The sequence below is a fragment of the Corynebacterium sp. zg254 genome, assembly GCF_024701495.1.
GTDB classification, from domain to species: Bacteria; Actinomycetota; Actinomycetes; order Mycobacteriales; family Mycobacteriaceae; genus Corynebacterium; species Corynebacterium zhongnanshanii.
On the sequence record NZ_WIAR01000001.1, the window covers coordinates 979,008 to 998,517 of the forward strand.

Annotated in this window: 12 protein-coding genes; 1 reads left to right on the plus strand and 11 read right to left on the minus strand. The window is 63.7% G+C overall.

Features of this window, described 5'->3' with window-relative positions:
* Positions 1-21: 21 nt before the first annotated feature.
* Complete coding sequence (rplL, locus tag GC425_RS04455) at positions 22-408, minus strand: 50S ribosomal protein L7/L12 (protein WP_151842195.1); 387 nt, start codon at positions 406-408, stop codon at positions 22-24.
* Between the two features lie 111 nt (positions 409-519).
* Complete coding sequence (rplJ, locus tag GC425_RS04460; RefSeq protein WP_151842196.1) at positions 520-1,035, minus strand: 50S ribosomal protein L10; 516 nt, start codon at positions 1,033-1,035, stop codon at positions 520-522.
* Between the two features lie 384 nt (positions 1,036-1,419).
* Between rplJ and GC425_RS04465 the strand changes: the two genes are divergently transcribed.
* The gene (locus GC425_RS04465) at positions 1,420-2,373 is read left to right on the plus strand and encodes a triacylglycerol lipase (protein WP_151843698.1); all 954 of its coding nucleotides are present in this window, start codon (positions 1,420-1,422) and stop codon (positions 2,371-2,373) included.
* 10 nt (positions 2,374-2,383) lie between these two features.
* Here GC425_RS04465 and GC425_RS04470 read toward each other — a convergent pair whose 3' ends face one another.
* The 9 genes from GC425_RS04470 to GC425_RS04510 form a co-directional block, all read right to left on the minus strand.
* Positions 2,384-3,796 (minus strand): UDP-glucose/GDP-mannose dehydrogenase family protein, encoded by a 1,413-nt coding sequence (locus GC425_RS04470; protein WP_151843697.1) that lies wholly within the window; start codon positions 3,794-3,796, stop codon positions 2,384-2,386.
* A 119-nt stretch (positions 3,797-3,915) separates the two neighbouring features.
* On the minus strand, positions 3,916-4,479 hold the full coding sequence (dcd, locus tag GC425_RS04475; protein WP_151842199.1) for a dCTP deaminase: 564 nt from the start codon (positions 4,477-4,479) through the stop codon (positions 3,916-3,918).
* 9 nt (positions 4,480-4,488) lie between these two features.
* Positions 4,489-6,195, minus strand: coding sequence for an AMP-binding protein (locus tag GC425_RS04480; RefSeq protein ID WP_151843696.1), 1,707 nt, complete (start codon positions 6,193-6,195; stop codon positions 4,489-4,491).
* 177 nt (positions 6,196-6,372) lie between these two features.
* Positions 6,373-7,932, minus strand: coding sequence for an acyl-CoA carboxylase subunit beta (locus GC425_RS04485; RefSeq protein WP_187767891.1), 1,560 nt, complete (start codon positions 7,930-7,932; stop codon positions 6,373-6,375).
* Positions 7,933-8,041: 109 nt separating this feature from the next.
* The gene (gene pks13 / locus GC425_RS04490; RefSeq protein ID WP_151844245.1) at positions 8,042-13,090 is read right to left on the minus strand and encodes a polyketide synthase Pks13; all 5,049 of its coding nucleotides are present in this window, start codon (positions 13,088-13,090) and stop codon (positions 8,042-8,044) included.
* Positions 13,091-13,485: 395 nt separating this feature from the next.
* Complete coding sequence (locus tag GC425_RS04495; RefSeq protein ID WP_151843695.1) at positions 13,486-15,339, minus strand: FadD32-like long-chain-fatty-acid--AMP ligase; 1,854 nt, start codon at positions 15,337-15,339, stop codon at positions 13,486-13,488.
* A gap of 256 nt (positions 15,340-15,595) precedes the next feature.
* Positions 15,596-16,543 carry a cutinase family protein gene (locus GC425_RS04500; RefSeq protein WP_151843694.1) on the minus strand — a complete coding sequence of 316 codons (948 nt, stop codon included), beginning with the start codon at positions 16,541-16,543 and terminating at the stop codon, positions 15,596-15,598.
* Between the two features lie 145 nt (positions 16,544-16,688).
* Entirely contained in the window at positions 16,689-17,336 is a 648-nt protein-coding gene (locus GC425_RS04505; protein ID WP_151843693.1) for a DUF732 domain-containing protein, read from the minus strand.
* 160 nt (positions 17,337-17,496) lie between these two features.
* Positions 17,497-19,473, minus strand: a complete 1,977-nt coding sequence (locus tag GC425_RS04510) for an alpha/beta hydrolase-fold protein (RefSeq protein ID WP_151843692.1) — start codon at positions 19,471-19,473, stop codon at positions 17,497-17,499.
* Positions 19,474-19,510 lie beyond the last annotated feature (37 nt).

Genomic DNA, 19,510 nt, shown 5'->3' on the forward strand with positions numbered 1-19,510 from the left:
TGGATCCGTCGAGAGACGAGATTACTTGAGGGAGACCTTTGCGCCAGCCTCTTCCAGCTTGGTCTTGGCAGCCTCAGCGTCGTCCTTGGAAGCACCCTCCAGGATAGCCTTAGGAGCGGACTCAACCAGCTCCTTAGCTTCCTTCAGGCCCAGGCCGGAGACGATCTCGCGAACGACCTTAATAACGCCGATCTTCTTAGCGCCGCCGTCTTCCAGAACAACGTCGAACTCGTCCTTCTCCTCAGCAGCAGCAGCCTCGCCGCCAGCAGCGCCGGCAGCAGCAACTGCAACTGGAGCAGCAGCGGTTACGTCGAAGGTGTCCTCGAACAGCTTCACGAACTCGGACAGCTCGATGAGGGTCATTTCCTTGAAAGCTTCGATGAGCTCATCGTTGGTGAACTTAGCCATGATGGCATCCTTTCGTTCTTCGTGCCTGCCGCGATGTTGTTACTTAAAGTTTTGCAGCGGGCACAGGTTTGTGTACATGTTGTGCCACCCAGAGGACTGGGTGGGTGGGAACTACTCGCCCTTCTTTTCCTGCAGTGCAGCCGAGAGGCGTGCGATCTGAGATGCAGGAGCGTTGAAGAGTCCAGCAGCCTTTGCCAAGGAACCCTGCATGGCGCCAGCCAGCTTGGCCAGCGTGGTCTCGCGGTTGTCCATCTCAGCAAGTGCTTCCACCTGCTCAGCGGACAGCGCGTTACCGTCCATGTAGCCACCCTTGATCACGAAGTTCTTGTGGTCTTTGCCGAAGTTCTTCATGGCCTTCGCAGCGTCAACGGCTTCGCCGTGGACGAATGCGATGGCGGTAGGACCAGTCAGCAGAGCCTCGTCGTACTCCACGCCGGCTTCCTGAGCAGCCAGCTTGATCATGGTGTTCTTGGCGACGGAGTAGGTCACATCAGCACCCAGTGCGCGGCGCAGCTCAGTGGTCTCCGCTACAGACAGGCCACGGTACTCAGTCAACAGAGTGGTCGTGGTGCCCTCGAAACGGTTCTTCAGCTCAGCCAGGGATGCCTGATTCTTTGGGTTTGCCATACTCTCGCCTCCTTCCATAAAAGTGCGCAATAAATGTGCTTGGTGTACGTGTGTACATGCACCGTTGATCATATGAAAGGCAACACTTCACACAACAAGGCGCCCCGTACCCGCAGGGGGAACAGGGCGCTCATGCTAGCTTCTGTGCGGGTCATCGTGGCCGCGTTCAGCTTTCGTGATACGTCTCGTGTTACCTGCGTGGGCCGTCATCGTATACAAGTGATGAACCTTCAATCGCGCATCCACCACAGACATGGTGGGATCCGCAATGACCGACGGTCTTCGGTGAAACTTTGAACGTTATTCAAACTTCCTCGGCACACTGTACAGGCAATTCAACGATTTCCCAAATTGTGTGTAGGTGCTATGGGTTAGGGTTGGCACATGGACGCGTTTATTCCGAAGTTTCTGAAAAGTGTAGCCCGCCCCAACCCTCTGCCGGAAGGCGTGAACCAGTGGGACGAACCCTTGAACGGTCGGGTGCCGGTGATCCTGATTCACGGCACGTGGCTGAACGCGTACAACACCTTTGACTACTTGGCTCGTCACCTGGTCGAGACCGGCCATGCCGTGTTTGCTGTGAACTACGGCAAGGAACCCCAGTCCTTCGTGGGCAAGGCCGCGGGTGTGTATGCGAATAACTTCCTGCGGGAGGCATACAAGGAGGTCATCGCGTTTGTGCGCGAGGTGCTGGAGCGCACCGGCGCGGAGCAGGTGGACCTCGTGGGCCACTCGCAGGGCGTGGCCCAGTGCCGGATGGTGGCCGCGGAGTTCGCCGCTGAGTTGGCTGCACAAGGCGCCGCCGAGGGTGCCGCCGAGCAGCTCAACCCCGTCCGCCGCATCGTCGGCCTCGGCCCCGCGCACCACGGCACCACCCTCAGTGGCGTGTCCACCCTCGCTCACAGCCTGGACCGCGGGAAGAAGTCCTATCCGCTGATCCACGCCATCCTGGGTGGCGCCGCCACGGATCAGGCGAAGGGCAGCGAGTTCGGCGAGTACCTCAACAAGGATGGCGATACCGTCCCCGGCGTGGAGTACACCATGATCACCACCAAGTTCGACGGCATCGCCACCCCCTGGCGCGACCAGATCATGGTCGCCGGCGAGGGCGCCGTGGTCTACAACATCGGAGTGCAGGACGAGGGCAACATCTTCGACTGGTCCAGCCACCTCTCCATGCTGTACTCGCCGCGCGTGGTGGATCTGGTCAAGGAGGCATTGCACCCCGACGCCGGCGGCAGGGCTGCCTATCGGACCGCCAATCCTTATAAGCGTGGCGTGGTCGTGCCCATGATGGGTGCCGTCCACCGTCCGCGTTTCCCACGCCGCCGCAGGTAGCTCCCGCGCCTCACCCCTCACGCGGCGCGAGCGTCTGCCCGCGCCCCAGCGCGCGGTAGTCCCACCCCGCTCGTATCCACGCCTCGGCGTCGAGGCAATTACGGGCATCCACCACCACCGGCCGCCGCGCCCCCGGCCCCTCCCCCACGTCCACGCCGGCCACCCGGCGCGCCACGTCCACGGGGTCGAGCTGCCGAAACTCGTCCCACTCCGTCGCCACCAGCACAATTTCCGCCCCCTCCAGCGCAGCCTCCGCACTGTCCGCGTAGTGCAGCGTGGGGAACGCGGCACGGGCGGTCTCCATCGCCTGCGGGTCGTACACCGTCACGGCCGCACCGCCCAGGGACAGCTGCCCGGCCACGTTCAGCGCGGGGGAATCGCGCACGTCATCGGAGTTCGGCTTGAAGGCAGCGCCCAGCACCGTGATGCGGTGAGCGATTAAGGATCCGCCGAGTCGGCGTCGGATAATATCGACGGTTTTGTCCCGGCGGCGGATGTTGATCGCCTCCACCTCGCGCAGGAAGGTCAGGGTCTGGTCGGCGCCGAGCTCGCCCGCGCGCGCCATGAACGCGCGGATGTCTTTCGGCAGGCAGCCGCCACCGAAGCCCAGGCCGGCGTTCAGGAACTTCGGGCCGATGCGCGCGTCCAGGCCCAGGGCGGTGGCGAGCTGGGTGACGTCCGCGCCGGCGAGCTCGCACACGTCCGCCACCGCGTTGATGAAGCTGATTTTGGTGGCGAGGAACGCATTCGCGCTGGTCTTGACCAGCTCTGCGGTGCTGAGGTCCATCACCAGCAGCGGCGAGCCTTCCTCGATGGGTCGCGCGTAGATCTCCCGCACGAGGTCCGCGGTGGGTGTCTCCGCGGCAGTCTCCGTGGCCGTCTCCGTCTCACCGCCCACGCCCAGCACAATCCGATCCGGATGCAGCGTGTCCCGCACCGCGCGCCCCTCCCGCAGAAACTCGGGATTCCACGCCACGTCCACGCTGGCACCGCGCCCCGCTCGCTCAGCCAGGGCCCGCGCCCGAATCGTAATATCCGACGCCGTCCCCACCGGAACAGTCGACTTCCCCAACACAGTGTGGTGGCCGGACAGCGCGGGCACCAGCTCGTCGATCACGCTCAGCACATAGGATGTATCGGCTGCGTAGGAGTGCTTCTGCTGTGGCGTTCCGACGGCGATGAAGTGCACGGTGGCGAAGTCCGCGGCCTGGGTGTAATCGGTGGTGAAGCGCAGGCGGCCGGCCTCGATGTTGTTCACCAGTAGCTCGCTGAGGCCCGGCTCGAAGAAAGGCACCTGCCCCTGGCTTAACGCGTGGATCTTGGACGGGTCCACGTCCACGCCCAGTACGTCGTGCCCCAGCTCGGCCATGCAGGCCGCATGCGTGGCACCCAGGTATCCCATTCCAAACACAGTCATGCGCATAGAACAGAATGCTACGGGCATAAGGTAACGCCCCGGTGACGGGGAGGTGTCACCGGGGCGAAAGCTTGCTGCGCGCTGATACCAGAGCACGCTCCGCGCGCAGCGTACCGCGCGGAGCGCTACCGGAAGTTGAGGTACGCCTTCGACGGGGTCGGCCCGCGCTGGCCCTGGTACTTCGAGCCCAGGCTTCCGCTGCCGTACGGGGATTCCGCGGGGCTGGTCATCTTAAACAGCGCCAGCTGGCCCACCTTCATGCCGGGGTACAGCGCGATGGGCAGGTTCGCGGTGTTGGACAGCTCCAGGGTGATGTGGCCGCGGAAGCCGGGATCAATGAACCCGGCCGTGGAGTGCGTCAGCAACCCCAAGCGCCCCAGGGAGGACTTTCCCTCCAGCCGACCGGCCAGATGCGCGGGAATGCTGAACGTCTCCAGCGTGGCACCCAGCACAAACTCGCCGGGGTGGAGGATGAACGCCTCATCCTCCGGCACCTCCACCAGGGTGGTCAGCTCCTCCTGCGGCAGCTTCGGGTCGATGTGGGTGTACTTCGAGTTGTTGAACACCCGGAATAGGCCGTCCAAACGCACGTCAATGCTGGACGGCTGCACCATGGACTCGTCATAGGGCTCGATGACAAGGTCGCCGCTGGACAGGGAGGCTCGGAGGTCGCGATCTGAAAGTAGCACGCCTCTACTTTAAACCAACTGGTCTGCGCCTGGGAGCATACGCGGCATAACCTTGCCCGTTGGGTTGCGCGGCAACTCATCCATGAACGTCACGTCACGAGGCACGGAGTGCTCCGCCAAGTGCTCGCGGGCCCACTGCTGGATGGACTCCAGGGTCAACGCGCGCCCGGCGTCGGAATCCTCAGGGACCACCCATGCGGCCAGACGGGCGAAGGTATCACTATCCTTCACGCCCTTGATGAACAGGTCGCGAATGCCCGGCATCGTCACCAGGATCTCCTCCAGGGAGCGCGGGTACACGTTCTCGCCGCCCACGATGATCATGTCATCAGCGCGGCCCAGGATGAACAGCTGGCCATTCTCGTCCAGGTAGCCACGGTCGCCGATCTCCAGCAGACCATGCTGCTCCGTCATTGTGTCGCGGGAGTTCGTGTAGGCGCGCATGGTCATGATGCCACGGGCGTACACGCGGCCCGGCTGGTTCGGCGGCAATGGGTTGCCCTCGTCATCCAGGACCTTCACGCGCACACCATTGGCCACGGTGCCCGCAGTAGCCGGATTCTCCAGCAGCTGCTGAGGGCTGGCGATGGACACCACAGAGTTTTCCGTGGAGCCGTAGAAGTTACACACCACGGGGCCGAAGGTCTTCTGCAGGCCGCGCAGCAGATCCTCGTTCATCGCGTTACCGGAGGAGACCACGAACTCCACCTGGTCCACCGCGTAGTCACCCTGCTGGGCCACGCGCAGCTGCTCCTTGGAGAAGATCGGGCTGGTAATCAGGGCCTCGGCCTTGTACTTGTCCATATCCTCCATCGCCTGCTGAGGATCAAACACGCGGCGCAGGATCACCGTGGAACGGTGACCCAGCAGCAGGTTCACGCACGCCCAGCCCCAGGAGTGGAACATGGATGCGGACATCTGCACCATCATCTCTGCACGCCACGGAATCTGGGTGATGATGGACACCAGAGGAACCGGCCACAGAGGCTCACGGTGGCGCACGCCCTTCGGGGTACCGGAGGTGCCGGAGGACATGATGATGATGTTGCCCTTCACCGGGCGCTTCGGCAGGGGCTCCTGTGCCTCGCTGGGGGCCTGGTCGATCAGCTGCTGGAAGGTGATGCGGTTGGGGTTCGGCACCTTCGGGTTGTGCAGATCCTCGGCGTAGGCGGTGAAGATCTCACAGCGGTCGTAATCGGCCGGGAGGTGCTCGGCGAACTCCTCATCCAGGAACAGAACCTCAATGTTGTGCTCGTCGATGGACGCCTCCAGCTGCGCCGGAGAGCTGGCCACGTTCAGCAGGAAGATGTCCGCGCCGATGAAGCCCTTCGCCGCCAGGAGGTTAATCATCACGCGGGAGTTGCGGGCCATCACACCGATGCGGGAGCCGGTGCCGTAGCCCTTCGCCTTCAACGCGCGACCCAGAGCCTCGGAATCAGCGAGCAACTCTGCGTAGGTGCGGGTTCCGATATCGTCGATGACCGCCACGCGATCCGGAGCTGCCGACGCCGCGTAGTACAACTGACGCGCCGCGGTGAATCCCCAGCGATACACGCCCTCCACCAGGGCCCGCTTCTGCTTCAGGCCGCCACCCTGAACAATGAGTCCAGATTTCAGAACAGTACCAATGCCCGTCACCGTGCCATATACGTTCGCCCACTGGTATTCGGCATTCCACTTGAGCTTATTTAGGGTCTTCTGGGGAATAAAAGCCAATTTGTGCCTCTCCTCTAGCTCTCTTCTTGCTCTCTTCTTAACGAGAATTAAGGTTACCCGAAACACGGGAAACCTTAAGAAATCTCAGGACAATGTAAGTATTGTAAACGATCTCGCGAGCCGAAAAATTACAGTCTGTTTCTATAACAACTCTGGCGCCGGTCCTGGCAGCGACCGCTACATCGGCAGGATGTTGTGCTTCTTCGGTGTCTCTACAGTCTGCTTATGCCGCAGCTGCCGCAAAGCCTGACGCAGACGCAGACGCGTCTCCTCTGGCGCGATCACCCCGTCCAGGTAACCGCGCTCCGCAGCCACATACGGGCTGGTCATGTTGGCATTGTAGAAGTCCATGAACATCTTCTTCGCCGCAGGACGCTGCTCCTCCGGCATCTGCGCCAACTGCTTGCCCTGCATCATCACCACAGCAGCCTCCGCGCCCATCACCGCGATCTGCGCCGTGGGCCACGCGAAGTTAATATCCGCCCCCATGTTCTTGGAGCCCATCACCGCATAGCCACCGCCGAAGGCCTTGCGCACTACCACCGTCACCTTGGGCACGTTGGCCTCCACGGTGGCAAAGCCCAGCTTCGCACCGCGGTGAATCAATCCCTGCTTCTCCTGCTCCACACCAGGCAGGTACCCCGGCGTATCGACCACCCAGACCAATGGGATGTTGTAGGCGTCGCAAATACGGATAAAACGCGCCGCCTTATCGGCCGCGTCCGCGTCCAAGCATCCGGCGATCTCCATCGGCTGGTTCGCCACCACACCCACGGAACGGCCATCGATGCGGGCAAACGCGGTGATGACGTTCTGGCCGTAATCATCCTGGACCTCCAGGATGTTCTCGTCATCGAAGATGCGGGTGAGCACGTCCATCATGTCGTAGCCCGCATTCGGGTCGTCCGGGATGATGCTGTTGAGCTCCACGTCCCGCTCCGTCAGCTCGTCCGAGGGCGCCCAGAACTCCGGAGTGCTATCCCACGCCGAGGACGGCAGGAAGTCAATCAAGTCCTTCACGTAATTGAAGGCTTCCTCCTCCGACGGAGCCACATAGGACACATTTCCGTTGCGTGCCTGCTGGCGGGCGCCACCCAGCTCCTCCATGGAGACCTTCTCGCCAGTCACGGACTCAATCACGGCAGGGCCGGTCACGAACATCTGGGTGCGCTTATCCACAGCCACCACAAAGTCCGTGGTCACGGGCGCATACACCGCACCACCGGCGGACGGGCCCAACAGAATAGAGATCTGCGGAGACTGGCCGGACATCGGCATCTGGCGCCGAGCAATCTCCGAATACATCGCCAGGGACATCACCGCATCCTGGATGCGCGCGCCACCGGAATCGTTGATACCGATGATCGGACATCCAATGCGCAAGGCCATGTCCATGACCTCCACAACCTTCTTACCGAAGGTCTCGCCCACGGAACCACCGTAGACCGTCTTATCGTGAGCATAAATCGCCACCGGCCGGCCGTGGATACGGCCGTAGCCGGTCACCACACCGTCACCGTAGGGAGCGTCCGGGTCTCCCGGGGTCCGCCCCAGCGCACCGATTTCGCTGAAGGAGCCTTCGTCCAAGAGAGCGTCGATGCGCTGGCGTGGGGTACTCAAGCCCGCGGCATCGCGCTTGGCCTTGGCGGATTCGCTGCCGGGATCCAAGGATTTCTCCAAGCGAGAGTGAAGCTCCTCCAGCTTTGCTGCAGTTGTGTTCTGCTGGTGCTCAGTCACGTGGTTCCTTCTTATTGATACTCGCTATTGGCCTGTTGCTCGTGCTCGCTGCTAGTGCCCACTACTAGTGCTCGCGGCGGGCGCTCGCTGCATGAAAAACATCCGCACTCTACTGTACAAGCGATGCAATGTACTGGGACATTACAGCGCCCACCGTGGAGATCTCCGGTTCATCCACCACGGCCAGGTGGTCGCCGTGCAGATGGATGATCTCCAGGTCCTTCACGATCTGGCCCCAGTTGCCGTCCTCTGCGATGTCGTGCAGGGCAGGCTCCAGCTCCAGCGCGCCGTCGTGCATCCGCTCCGCACGGAACAGGGTCACCGGCACGTCCACAGACGCCCACGCCTGGAAGTCCAGAGAATCCAGCACCCGGTTATCCACGAAGCTGGCACGCTGATGCTCCAGAACACCGGCGGGCAGCCCCAGGCCGTGCGCCTCCGGGGAGTCCAGGAACTGCTGGAACATGGCCAGCATCACGCCCTCTCCCTGGGATTCCAGCAAGTCGTGAGGAATCTCCAGCGGCAGGCCGTAGGTCTTCTGCGCGAAGGCGGCGTAGCGGTCCCAGCGGGCGTGCATCTCCTCCTTCGTATCCGGCGCGGGGTTCCGCGGCTGGACGGTGTCCAGCAAGATGATGCGGGCAACCGTCGCGGACGGTCGGCCCTCTTCCGCACGCTGCTGTAGCTGCTGCGCGGCCTCGTAGGCCAGGGCGCCACCGAAGCTCCAGCCACCCAGAATCACGGGCTGGCCAGCGGAAAGCTCCACAATTTCATCCAGGTACGCCGCCACGCGGTCGCTCAAGTCGCCTTCCAGGCGCTCCACGCCGTACACCGGTGTGTTCTCGGGAAGCCGGCGCGTCAACGGCTGGTACACGCTGGCCGAGCCGCCAGCTGGGTGGAACAGGAACACCGCCGGCGCCGCCGCACCTTCCTCGGAATCAGGGCGTGCGCGTAGCACACGGATGTTGCCCTCCACCTCGGTCTCAAGGGATTGGCGCACCACGGTGCTCAACGATTCCATGGTCTTGGCGTGCAGCACGTCCTCGGCGGTGATCTCTGCGTGGGAGCGCTCGCTCAGCCGCTCGGCGATGGCCTTGGCCTGCTCTTCGCTGATCGCGGGAAGTTCGCTGGTCACGCCTGCTGCGGCCGCGCCGGTGATCTTGGCCCACGTGGCGAAGACCAGGCGCTCGGAGGCGTCTCGGGGTGCCACGCCGCCGGCCTTCACGGTGTAGTCGGAGGTGGACTCGGCGTCGGTGCTCTCCGCGTCGGCGCCCTCAGCACCCTCGCCAGCCAGCGCCGCCTCGCCCAGCCCATGACGATCCGCCACCATCTGCTCCACCATCGCGATCACGTCATCCACGGACCCGTCGCGCAGCGTCTGCACCTGCAGCGATGGAATATCAAACTCGTATTCCACGCGGTTTTTAATCCGCATGCCCATCAGGGAATCCAGACCCAGATCAATCAGCGGCAGCTCGCCGGGCAGGTCCTCCACGTCGTAGCCCATGGATTCGGACACGATCTCCCGCAGGCGCGCGGACACGCTCACGCCGGACTCGGGCGACCAGCGATCGGCGTCCGGGTCGACCTCGGGTAGCTTGTTGTTATTCTTTATTGAATTCGACGCCGACCTCACGTCTCCCCGCCCCACCTGACCAGCGGGAACTCCCTCGTTCCCACGGTCTTCTGGCGCGGCGTTACCTGCAGAAGCACCTGCAGCACCACCTGCAGTAGCGCCCGCGGCAGGCACCACAGGGATCTGGTCTCCCGACTCGTCACCGGAACCCCCGCGGCAGTCCGGCATAGGGGTCAGCGTGGAGAGGAACCGCTCCCCGATCAGCGGCATGGTGGACAGAGAGGCGTCGTAGGTGCGCAGGGACCAGCCACCCAGCGTGCGATCCACCACGGTGGTCAGCTCACCCGAGGACGGCAGCACGTGCTCCTGCGGGTCCACCACGATCAGCTGCACACGTCCGGTCTCCGGGTCTTCCTTCGCCAGCTGCGAGCCGATGCTGGACGCCAGGGTGTCCAGGGAGGGCACCTCGGCGGCGTCGGTAGAAAAGACAATCTGGCCGTTCGGCAGGTTCACGCGGCGACCCGGCAGGCCGGTCAGGGCTCCGCCGGCGGGGCGCGCGTTGGTCCAGTAGCGCTGCAGGTTCCACTTCACTCCCGGCACGGGGGCGGTGCGTCCTGTGCCGGCGTCCGGCCCCACCAGGCCCTTCAGATCCAGGTCCGCGCCCTGGACGTACAGCTCGCCCAGCAGCTCGGTCAGGGTCCGCGCGGCGGGCTCCTTACGCTTCAGAGCAAACAGCAGCTTGGAGTCCCCGGCCTCGTGAGCGAAGGCGTTGTTCATCAGCGGCATCAGAGCCACAGGGTTCGGGGCGATTTCCACGAAGGTGCGGTAGCCGTCGTCGAACTGCTGGCCGGTGGCGTCCGCGAACCACACGGGTTGGCGGGTGCAGCGCACGAAGTAGTCGGCGGTGTGCACGCTCTCGCCCGGGCGGTAGACGGTGCCGCGGTCCACGGTGGAGTACAGCGGCGTGTGGATCGGGCGGGCCTGGATGTCCGAGATCTCGAAGTGCAGCTCGCCCAGGATCGGATCCAGCATGGACGTGTGGCCGGCGCCCTTGACGTTCAGCAGGCGGGCGAACTTGCCCTCGCCCTCCAGGTATTCCACCAGCTTCTTCACGGGCTCGGCAGGGCCACCCACGGTGGTCATACCCGGTGCCGCGTACACGGCCGGCTCTACCTGCTCGAACTCGGGGTGTTCGGCGGTGAAGGTGGCCAGTTCCTCCACGCCGAACTCCACCACGGCCATAGCACCTTGCTTGTCTTCGGTAAGCAGGGACTCACCCTCGCCCATCAGGCGGGAGCGGTGGCAGGCCACGGTCAGAGCGTCCTCCTTGGACAGGCCGCCCACCGCGTAGGCCGCGGCGATCTCGCCCATGGACTGGCCCACCACGGCCGCCGGGCTCGCACCCACGTGGCGCAGCAGGTCCGTCAGCGCAATCTGGATGCAGGTGATGCCCACTTGCGCGGTGGTGGTGTCGAAGTTCTGCTCGTCGTCCAGGATCATCTCCACGATGGAGAAGCCGGATTCCCGCTGCACTACCTCGTCGATGTCCCGCAGGGTGGCGGCGAAGAATGGGGAGAGCTCGAACAGCTCTTTGCCCATCTTTCGGTGCTGGGAGCCGAAGCCGGAGTACACCCACACCGCTCCCGTGGTGCTTGGCGCGTCCTGGGTCTTGACCTGCGCGCCGGACTTCCCGGCTGCGATGCGCTGCAGGCCTGCGATGGCGGCCTCCCGGTCTTCGGCGATGACCGCGCCGCGGGAGCGTCCGTGGTTGCGCCCGGCCAGGGCGCGAGCAACGTCGCCGAGCTCCACCGATTCGTTGTGCTCCAGCCAGGTGGCCAGGGTGTCCGCTGCCACCCGACGCCGAGATGGCAGCAATCCCGATACCGGGAGAACGTACGGTGGTTGGGTGAGGACGCGGCGGTCCTGTTGTGCGCCCGGCTCGCCGGACTGTGCGCCAGTCTGTGCACCCGAGGCGTCTGCGTCTCGTGGGGCGTCCCGCTCGGGGTCGTAGGCCGCGATCACCACGTGCGCGTTCGTTCCACCGAAGCCGAAGCCAGACACACCCGCCACGGCGCGGCCGGAGTACTCCGGCCACTCGCGGGAGTCCTCCACAACCTCCAGGTGCTCCCGGTCGAAGTCGATGTATGGGTTCGGGCCCGCGAAGTTCAGGGTGGGCGGGATGCTGCCGTCCTGCATACCCATGACCACCTTCATCACACCGGCCACACCTGCGGCAGCTTCCGTGTGGCCGAAGTTCGTCTTCGCGGAACCGAGCAGCAGCGGCTGTGCTGCGCTGCGGCCCGCGCCCAGTACCGTGCCCAGAGCAGTGGCTTCGATGGGATCACCCAGAATCGTGCCCGTACCGTGGGCTTCCACGTAATCCACGCTGTCGGGCGAGATGCCGGCGTCGGCATACGCAGCACGCAACACGTCGACCTGCGCATCCGGGTTCGGGGCGGTCAACCCGTTGGAGCGGCCATCGGAGTTCACGGCCGAGCCCTTGATCACAGCAAGGATCGAGTCACCATCCCGGCGCGCATCGGACAGGCGCTTGAGCACCACCACGCCGGCGCCGTCGGAGCGGACGATGCCGTCGGCATCCTCGGAGAAGGCGTGGATCTTGCCGGTGGGGCTCAGCACGCCCAGCTCGGAGAAGGCCACGGTGGCAAACGGGCTGGCCAAGATGTTCACACCACCGGCCAGGGCCACGGTGGCATCCCCATCGCGCAACGCGCGCACGGCCTGGTGAATCGCCACCAAGGACGAGGAGCAGGCCGTGTCCAGAGCCACGGACGGCCCGCGGAAATCGAAGGCATAGGAGATGCGGTTGGCGATCACGGCCGTGGAATTACCCGTCAGCGCATAGGGGTGCGCCTCCTGGGGATCCGCGGAAATCAGGTTCGCGTAGTCATTATTGGTGGTACCCATGAACACACCCACGTTGTCCCCGCGCAGGGTGTTCGCAGGAATGGAGGCATCCTCCAGGGCCTCCCAGGCGAGCTCCAGCATGATGCGCTGCTGGGGGTCCATGTTGGTGGCCTCCAGGGGAGACAGGCCGAAGAACTCCGCGTCGAAGGAGGCGATGTCCTCCAGGTAACCGCCGGTGAGGGTGGCCTCCTCCATGCGGCGAGTCATCGACTCGTCACCGGCGTACTCCGTCCAGCGGCCCGCCGGGGGCTCGGAGATTCCATCGCGGTAGCCGCTGAGCATGTCCCACATCTCCTGGGCGTTGTCCGCGCCGGGATAGCGGCCGGACATGCCGACGATGGCGATGTCGCGATCCTCCGGCGCGAGGGCCTGGCCGGAGTGGGCTGTGCTGTCGGCGGAATAGGAGTTGTTGGACTGTCCGGCATGCGCGCCGGTGGCGCGGCCGTTGATGAGGTAATCCGCCAGGGCGGCGATGGTATTGAACTCGTAGGCCACGGTGGCGTCCAGGGAATCGCCGGTCAGGCGCTCCAAGTCGCCTGAGAGGACCACAACGTCGCGGGAGGACAGGCCGAACTCCTCCATGGAGCGGTCATCGGTGATCTCCGCCATGGACAGCCCGGCGGTGCCGGCCACCCACTCGCGCAGCCACTGGCGCATCTCCTCCACGGTGCGGACCTGAGCCGAGGTGGAGGGCAGCGGCACTGACGGCTGGTCAGTGCCCTGCAGCTCGCCGCCTGGCTGTGCTGCGTGCTGCTCCGCCTGCGGCTGGCCGCTAGCTGGATGGTCACCGCCTGGCTGGTCGCTGTGCAACTGTCCGTTGTGGTTGTCGGTCACGTGGTTCCTTTCGGTAAAGACCTCGGTGCAGGCCTGCCTCTGCCAGTCCTGTCGCTGTGTAGCCACGGGAAAAGGTCATCGTTCAAAAGGACGATGACCATGTGACACATGTGAATGATGTTATGGGTGTTCATGCTACAGGCTGGGGTGCCACAATCACAGCACCCACGCCTGCGCACACTCACACCATCACAACCCGTTATAACGCTGGCGCGGAGCTAAATATTTCCGTCAGCGTACGCCTTCGCCGCCACCCGGCGTGCGATCTTGTTGGCCGAGGAGCGCGGCAGCTTGCCCGGATCCACGATCTTCACGTCCTCCGGCTGCACACCGTGCGTCTTCGTCACGGCAGCTCGAATAGCCTCCACAGCCTCGGCGTCGTTGGCAGCATCCGCCTCTGGATCGCGCTCGGCAATGATCACCAAGCCCTCGATGTCGCCCTCGGAGACAGCAAAGGCCGCGATCACCGCAGGAGCGGTCTGCTCCGTGGACTCATCCGCGGTGGCCTCAATATCCTGCGGGTAGTGGTTACGGCCAGCCACAATGATCAGGTCCTTCAGGCGACCCGTGATGAACAAGTGATCGTCCACGATCACGGCCAGGTCACCGGTGCGCATCCACATGTCCTCGGCAGCACCCTCGGACCGGGAGCCTTCCTCCAAACGATCCGCCAGCGCCAGGGTGTTGTGGAACGTCTCCTTTGTCTCCTCCTCGCGGCCCAGGTATCCGGCGGCCATGTTCTCGCCGTGCACCCAGATCTCACCCACGGTTCCGTCGGCCACTTCCTTGCCGGTCTCCGGGTCGACGATGCACATCACCTGTGGCGCGCACACCTGGCCCAGGGACATCAGCGGCATGGCCGCCGCGTCACCCTCCTCGCGCTCCTGAGCCACACCGGCAGACAGCTGCTCGCGGTCAAACCACTTCGCCAGCGGACGCTCGTCGGTCGTCGGCGTGGTCACCAGCAGGGTTGCCTCCGCCAGACCATAGGACGGACGCACCGCCGCGCGCTCCAGGCCGTACTTGCCGAACACATCCAGGAACTTCTGCACCGACGAGTTGTGCACCGGCTCCGAGCCATTGATGATGCCATCCACACGAGACAGGTCCAGCCCCTCCAGGCCCTGGACCTTCTCCGGGTCCGCGTAGCGCACGGCCAGCTCCATCGCGAAGTTAGGAACCACCGTGTACACGTTCTCCTCGTCCTCACGGCGGTTGATCTGCTTCAGCCAGCGGGACGGATCCTGGATGAAGTCACGCGGGCTCATCAGATCGAAAGGAATGCCCAGGATGATCACGAACGCCGCCAGGATCAGGCCCATGTCGTGGTGCATCGGCAACCACGTGGACAAGCGCAGCGGAGTCTTCAGCTGTGCGGCTTGGAAGATCTGCAGCACGTTCGTGACGATGGACTTGTGCGTCAGAATCACACCGGCCGGCGTGCGGGTAGAGCCGGAGGTGTACTGCAGGAACGCCTCATCCGAAGAGGACGGTGCCAGCGACGGATCCGCCATAATCGCCATCATGGGGTTCACCCATTCATCAGCCAGACTGTCCGGCAGGGCATCAACCGTCAGCACACGCGGACGCTCCGCCGCCGGCACGGAAGAGAAGTGCTGACGCACCGCCGCCGCGGACACCTTATTCGTCAGTACCACTTTCGGCTCCGAGGACCCCAGCACCGCCGACAGGTGACCACTGTGGCCCGGCTCGTTCGGGTCATACAGCGGCACCGGCACCAGCTTCGCGTACATCGCGCCCAAGAAGGCGTACATGTACTCCGGGGAGTTGTTCATCAAAATAGCCACACGGTCGCCCTTGTTCGCCACCTGCTGCAGGCGCACGCACACCGCCTTGATACGCGTGTTCACCTCCGCGCGCGTGATCTCCTTGACGTCGCCCTCGCGGGAGGCGGAGTAGTCGTGGTAGCGAATCAGCACGCTGTCCGTGGTGCCCTCCATCTGCGCCATGGTGTAGAGCATCTCGCTCATTCCCGAGAGCGTCAGCTGGTCCGGGATATTGATTTTTCCCTCGTCATCATAGAATTGCTGCATTGCTGCTGAAATATCCACGTGGGTCTCCCTTGCGGTCGTATTGCTGAGAATAATTATGCGATGGAACTAATTTCAATGGAATGCCCGGCGGGATCCATTAACTTTTATCTAGTGAAACACACAAAGAGGGCTGCCGCGCGGTTTACACGCAACAACCCCCTATTTTCGGTAATGAAATAAGGACGACGCCCCCGCCCATGTACTTCGCGTGCGGACGTCGGGGGTGCGCGGCGTGGGCGTCGGCGTCGGGGAAAGGGACGGGGAGCGAGGAGCGTTAGAGGCGCTCGCGGATCAGGTCGCCCGCCCAGCCCACGATCCACTGCGGCGCGGTCTGGCCCGGCACCACCGTGCCGTTCGTGGCGTACTGCGCGTGCACGGCGTTCGCGGCGATGAGGTCCTGCGCGCGGCCGATGGCGTTGCCGATGCCGACGGGGGCGTCGCAGACCAGGTCCTCCTTCGCGCAGAGGTTGAAGACGCGGTCGTTCAGCTGGTTGAAGCCATCGGGGCGAGGGCCGCGCATCGTGGCACCAGGGACGATGCCCTGGATCAGCGGGCCGACCGCCTGCAGCGCGATCTCCGCGCCCGTGCCGCCGATCGAGGTATCGCCCACCAGAGTTCCGCGGCCGGCCTCCATGCGGCCATCGGCGATCAGGGCCACGCCCGCAATGGTGTCCGCAGGAACAGGGCCGCGATCATTGCCGATGTCGGACGCCATATCGCCGCCAATCACCGCACCCTGGCTGAAGCCCACGATGATGAACTTCGTGCCCGGGCAAGCCTCATGAGTCTGGGTGAGCTCCGCGGCCAGCTTGGAGTAGCCCTCCTGGCGAGAATCGTCATAGGACATCTCGTGCTGCGCATTGATGTTGCGGAACTGGGCGGTGTACGGCAGCGTCCACACCTTCACCTGCGACGGATCGAACTGCTGCTTCAGAGGGTTCGTCACCTCCAGCAGCAGAGAGTTCGGGTTCGCCGACGGGTTCATCGGATCATCGTCTGCGCGGGACTCCCACGTGCCCGGGGCGGCGAGGACCTCCACGGCCACGCAGCCCGGGGGGTTGGTGCTGTCTTCGGGCTGGTTTGTGTCGCCCTCGCCGGGGCGCTCGGCCTGGTGCTGGCCCGGGCCCGGTGGGTTGTTCGAGTTGTTGACCCACTGGCCCACGCCCACGACGATGGCGACCAGCAGCACAATCACGCCCAGAATCGTTAGTGTCTTGCGCATAAATCCTTACATTCCTTCAGCTCGCCATTCCTACAGCTGGCCATTCCTACAGCTCGCCGAGCGCGAAAAGGGGTTTTCCCGCTGCACGGAAATAGGTGACGGGGATGGCATCTGCTATCGACTAGCGTTCGCTAGATTCACCAGATTAGCCGCAGTAAGCCGATTTTGCCGCGTCCACAATAATCTTTTCCGCGTCCCGCGGATCGCCCTTCACAATTCCCTTGGTTTCCAACTGGCCAGCCGCCACAGGAACCAGCAGGTCCTGCTGGCCATCCTGAGAAGTGCGGCAATAGGAACGCCCGGCGGCAATCAGGGAATCCTCCATGCCCTTTGCGCCACCTTCAGCCTTGGACAGGTCAATGTTCTTGTCCTTGAGGGCCTTCAGGAACTCCTTGTCCTCTTCGGTGCGGCCGTCCACGCGGGGCACCTCGTCGACCTTGTCCACCGAACCGTCGCGGGGGTTCGGCACGACCTCTCCCCCGGCGTTACTGTTCTGGCCGGAAGATGCGTTGGATTCCTTCTGGTCCTTTTGGTCCTTCTGGTCGGAGGAGCCGGACTTGTTGTCGTTATTGTCGGAGTTCTTGCCGGAGCCGGAGTCTTTATCCGAGCCAGAGTCTTTGTCCGAGTTCTTGTCGTCCGCCTTGCTGGATACGGTAACCGACGGGATCGAGGTCTCGGAGTTACCCGCGGAGTTATCCACAGTATCCGAGCCACAGGCCGCCAGGCCGCACAGCAGCACAGACGATACTGCCGCTGCCGCCGCGCTGCGCTTGAGGGTGAATGCTCGTGCCATGAAAACTCCTTCGGGGAAAACTCCTGGGTTCTTAAAACAGCTAGTGTAGCCGCGGCTCCGACCGTGTGGTCGGAGCCGTACGGCGGCGAGCCATATACCGCCAGGTTGTTGGTCAGTTGCTACCGGTTCCTGCCCGGGCAGGTGCCGGCCGTACCGTCAGCTAGTTGCGCTGCTCCTCAATCCGGCCGTTAATCTCGCGGATGGTTCCGTTCTGGAACTTCTGCTCGTTACCGCCAGCTGGGATGGGCGCGAAGTCAGCAGTTGGCCAGCCGTACTCGCCCTGCTCCCAGCGGTGCTCGCCCCACTTGTCGAAGATCGGACCGTACATGATCTTCTGGGCACCCGTCTTGTGGGTCCAGTAGATGTTGCCCTTCTCGAACTGGCTGAATGCGCCACCGTTGATCAGGATCTCATTGGACTTTGGCCAACCCAAGTCGCTGGTTGGGCCGCCGAGCTTCATGTACTTCTCGGCGATCTTGCCTTCCACGTAGTGGAAGTTTCCATCGCGATCCTTGGTGATCACACCGTTTTCAAACTTCTGGATCGTTCCGCCAGCCACTGCCTCTGCAGGGGCGATTGGGTAGCCCAAGCGACCATTCTCGTACTTGGTGGTTCCCCAGAAGTCCAGGAAGTCCTTAGCGATCTCCACGGCACCGGTCTGGTGGGTCCAGTAAATGTTGCCGTGCTCGAAGGTCACGAAGCGGCCGCGACCGTTAGAGATCGTGTACTCCTCAGAGGTTGGGTAGCCCAACCAGGACTCGGTGGCACCAATCTCGGAGTAGCGTGCACCGATGCGGCCCCACAGGAAGTGAGCATCCGTCTTCGGAGTCCAGAACGCACGTCCACCGCGGAAGTCCTGAATCTTTCCGCCCTTAGCGCCGTCGTATTCGCCGGACACACACTCTCCCATCTCTGGGACGTCGGCAACACGAGCACCGATGGCGCCCTGCGCAGCACACTGTGCACCGCGGTCGTCCTTCGGCAGGCCCAGAGCGTCGGCGATGTACGGCCACGCCTCCACCATCTCGAACTGCCAGTACTTCCAGGAGTGGGTTCCGGATGGACGGAACTTCGCAATAACTGGCAAGTTCGCCTGATTCGCGCGCTGCACGAAGGTCTCGGTGGTCATGCGGGACATTGCCTCCAGACCAAAGCCAGCCAGGTTCTTTGGCAGGCCTGGGATGTCGCCGGCTTCGTCGTATTGCCCCGCAGCACCATTACCAGCGGACACATAAACGGTCTTGCCCTTCAGCGCGTCCATGCCCAGCTTAGGATCGTGGTCGATCCAGTCCTGGGAGCCATGAGGACCCCACATGTTCGTGGCGTCCATGCCGGAGCCTTCCTTCACCGCATAGGAAATGCCCTGAGGCATGCCGTAGGACGTGGTGTCCAAGTAGCCGGAGAAGGAGCCCACGAACTTGAACATGTCTGGGAAACGCTCAGCCAGGTTCATCGCGGCGGTTCCACCCATGGACAGGCCCGTGATCGCGCGGTCCTCGGTGGTGCGCCAGCCCTCGCGCAGCACAGGTGGCAGTTCCTTAGTCAGGAAGGTCTCCCACTTGAAGTGCTTGCCGGAATCTGGCTTCTGCCAATCCGTGTAGAAGGAAGAGTTACCGCCCACAGGCAAGATCACGTTCACGTTCTTGTCCGCGTAGAAGGAGGCGATGTTCGTCTCCAGGGTCCAGCCGGATTCGTCGTCACGCGCGCGCAGACCATCCAGAGCCCACACGGAGGGGAAGGACTTCTCTGGGTGGATGTACCAGTCACGGGCCAGGAGGATCTGCACCTTGATAGGCTCGCCCGGCATTGCGGCAGAGTTGATGTACACATTCGCCCAGCGGTTCGTGATCCACTCCACGCGGTCCACAGACACACCTTCTGGAAGACCCTTCAGAACCTGCTCGGTCACCTTGGTGGGGGTGCGGTCCGGCCTCTGGTCGGACCTCATGTACTCCGCGGTGGAGCCTGGGCCGAGGTTGCTGGACAGCGACCCGGAGCTGCTAGGCTGCGCCACGGCGTACGAGCCGGTCGGCAGAGCGAGCGCAAGTGCTACTGGTACAGCCAGGGAAGCCGCACGGACGCGGCGCGCGGGACTGGTACGGCGGTTAGGGCGTGTGGAGGTCGCGCTGAATCGCATGTGTTCTGTCTTCCTTGTATGTGAATGGGTGTGAAGT

Excerpts from the sequence above, each read along its gene's own strand:
- GC425_RS04465 (WP_151843698.1), top strand. The coding sequence starts at position 1,420 with ATGGACGCGTTTATTCCGAAGTTTCTGAAAAGTGTAGCCCGCCCCAAC.
- rplJ (WP_151842196.1), bottom strand. The coding sequence starts at position 1,035 with ATGGCAAACCCAAAGAATCAGGCATCCCTGGCTGAGCTGAAGAACCGT.
- pks13 (WP_151844245.1), bottom strand. The coding sequence starts at position 13,090 with ATGCGCCAGTGGCTGCGCGAGTGGGTGGCCGGCACCGCCGGGCTGTCC.
- GC425_RS04500 (WP_151843694.1), bottom strand. The coding sequence starts at position 16,543 with ATGCGCAAGACACTAACGATTCTGGGCGTGATTGTGCTGCTGGTCGCC.
- rplL (WP_151842195.1), bottom strand. The coding sequence starts at position 408 with ATGGCTAAGTTCACCAACGATGAGCTCATCGAAGCTTTCAAGGAAATG.
- GC425_RS04470 (WP_151843697.1), bottom strand. The coding sequence starts at position 3,796 with ATGCGCATGACTGTGTTTGGAATGGGATACCTGGGTGCCACGCATGCG.
- GC425_RS04505 (WP_151843693.1), bottom strand. The coding sequence starts at position 17,336 with ATGGCACGAGCATTCACCCTCAAGCGCAGCGCGGCGGCAGCGGCAGTA.
- GC425_RS04510 (WP_151843692.1), bottom strand. The coding sequence starts at position 19,473 with ATGCGATTCAGCGCGACCTCCACACGCCCTAACCGCCGTACCAGTCCC.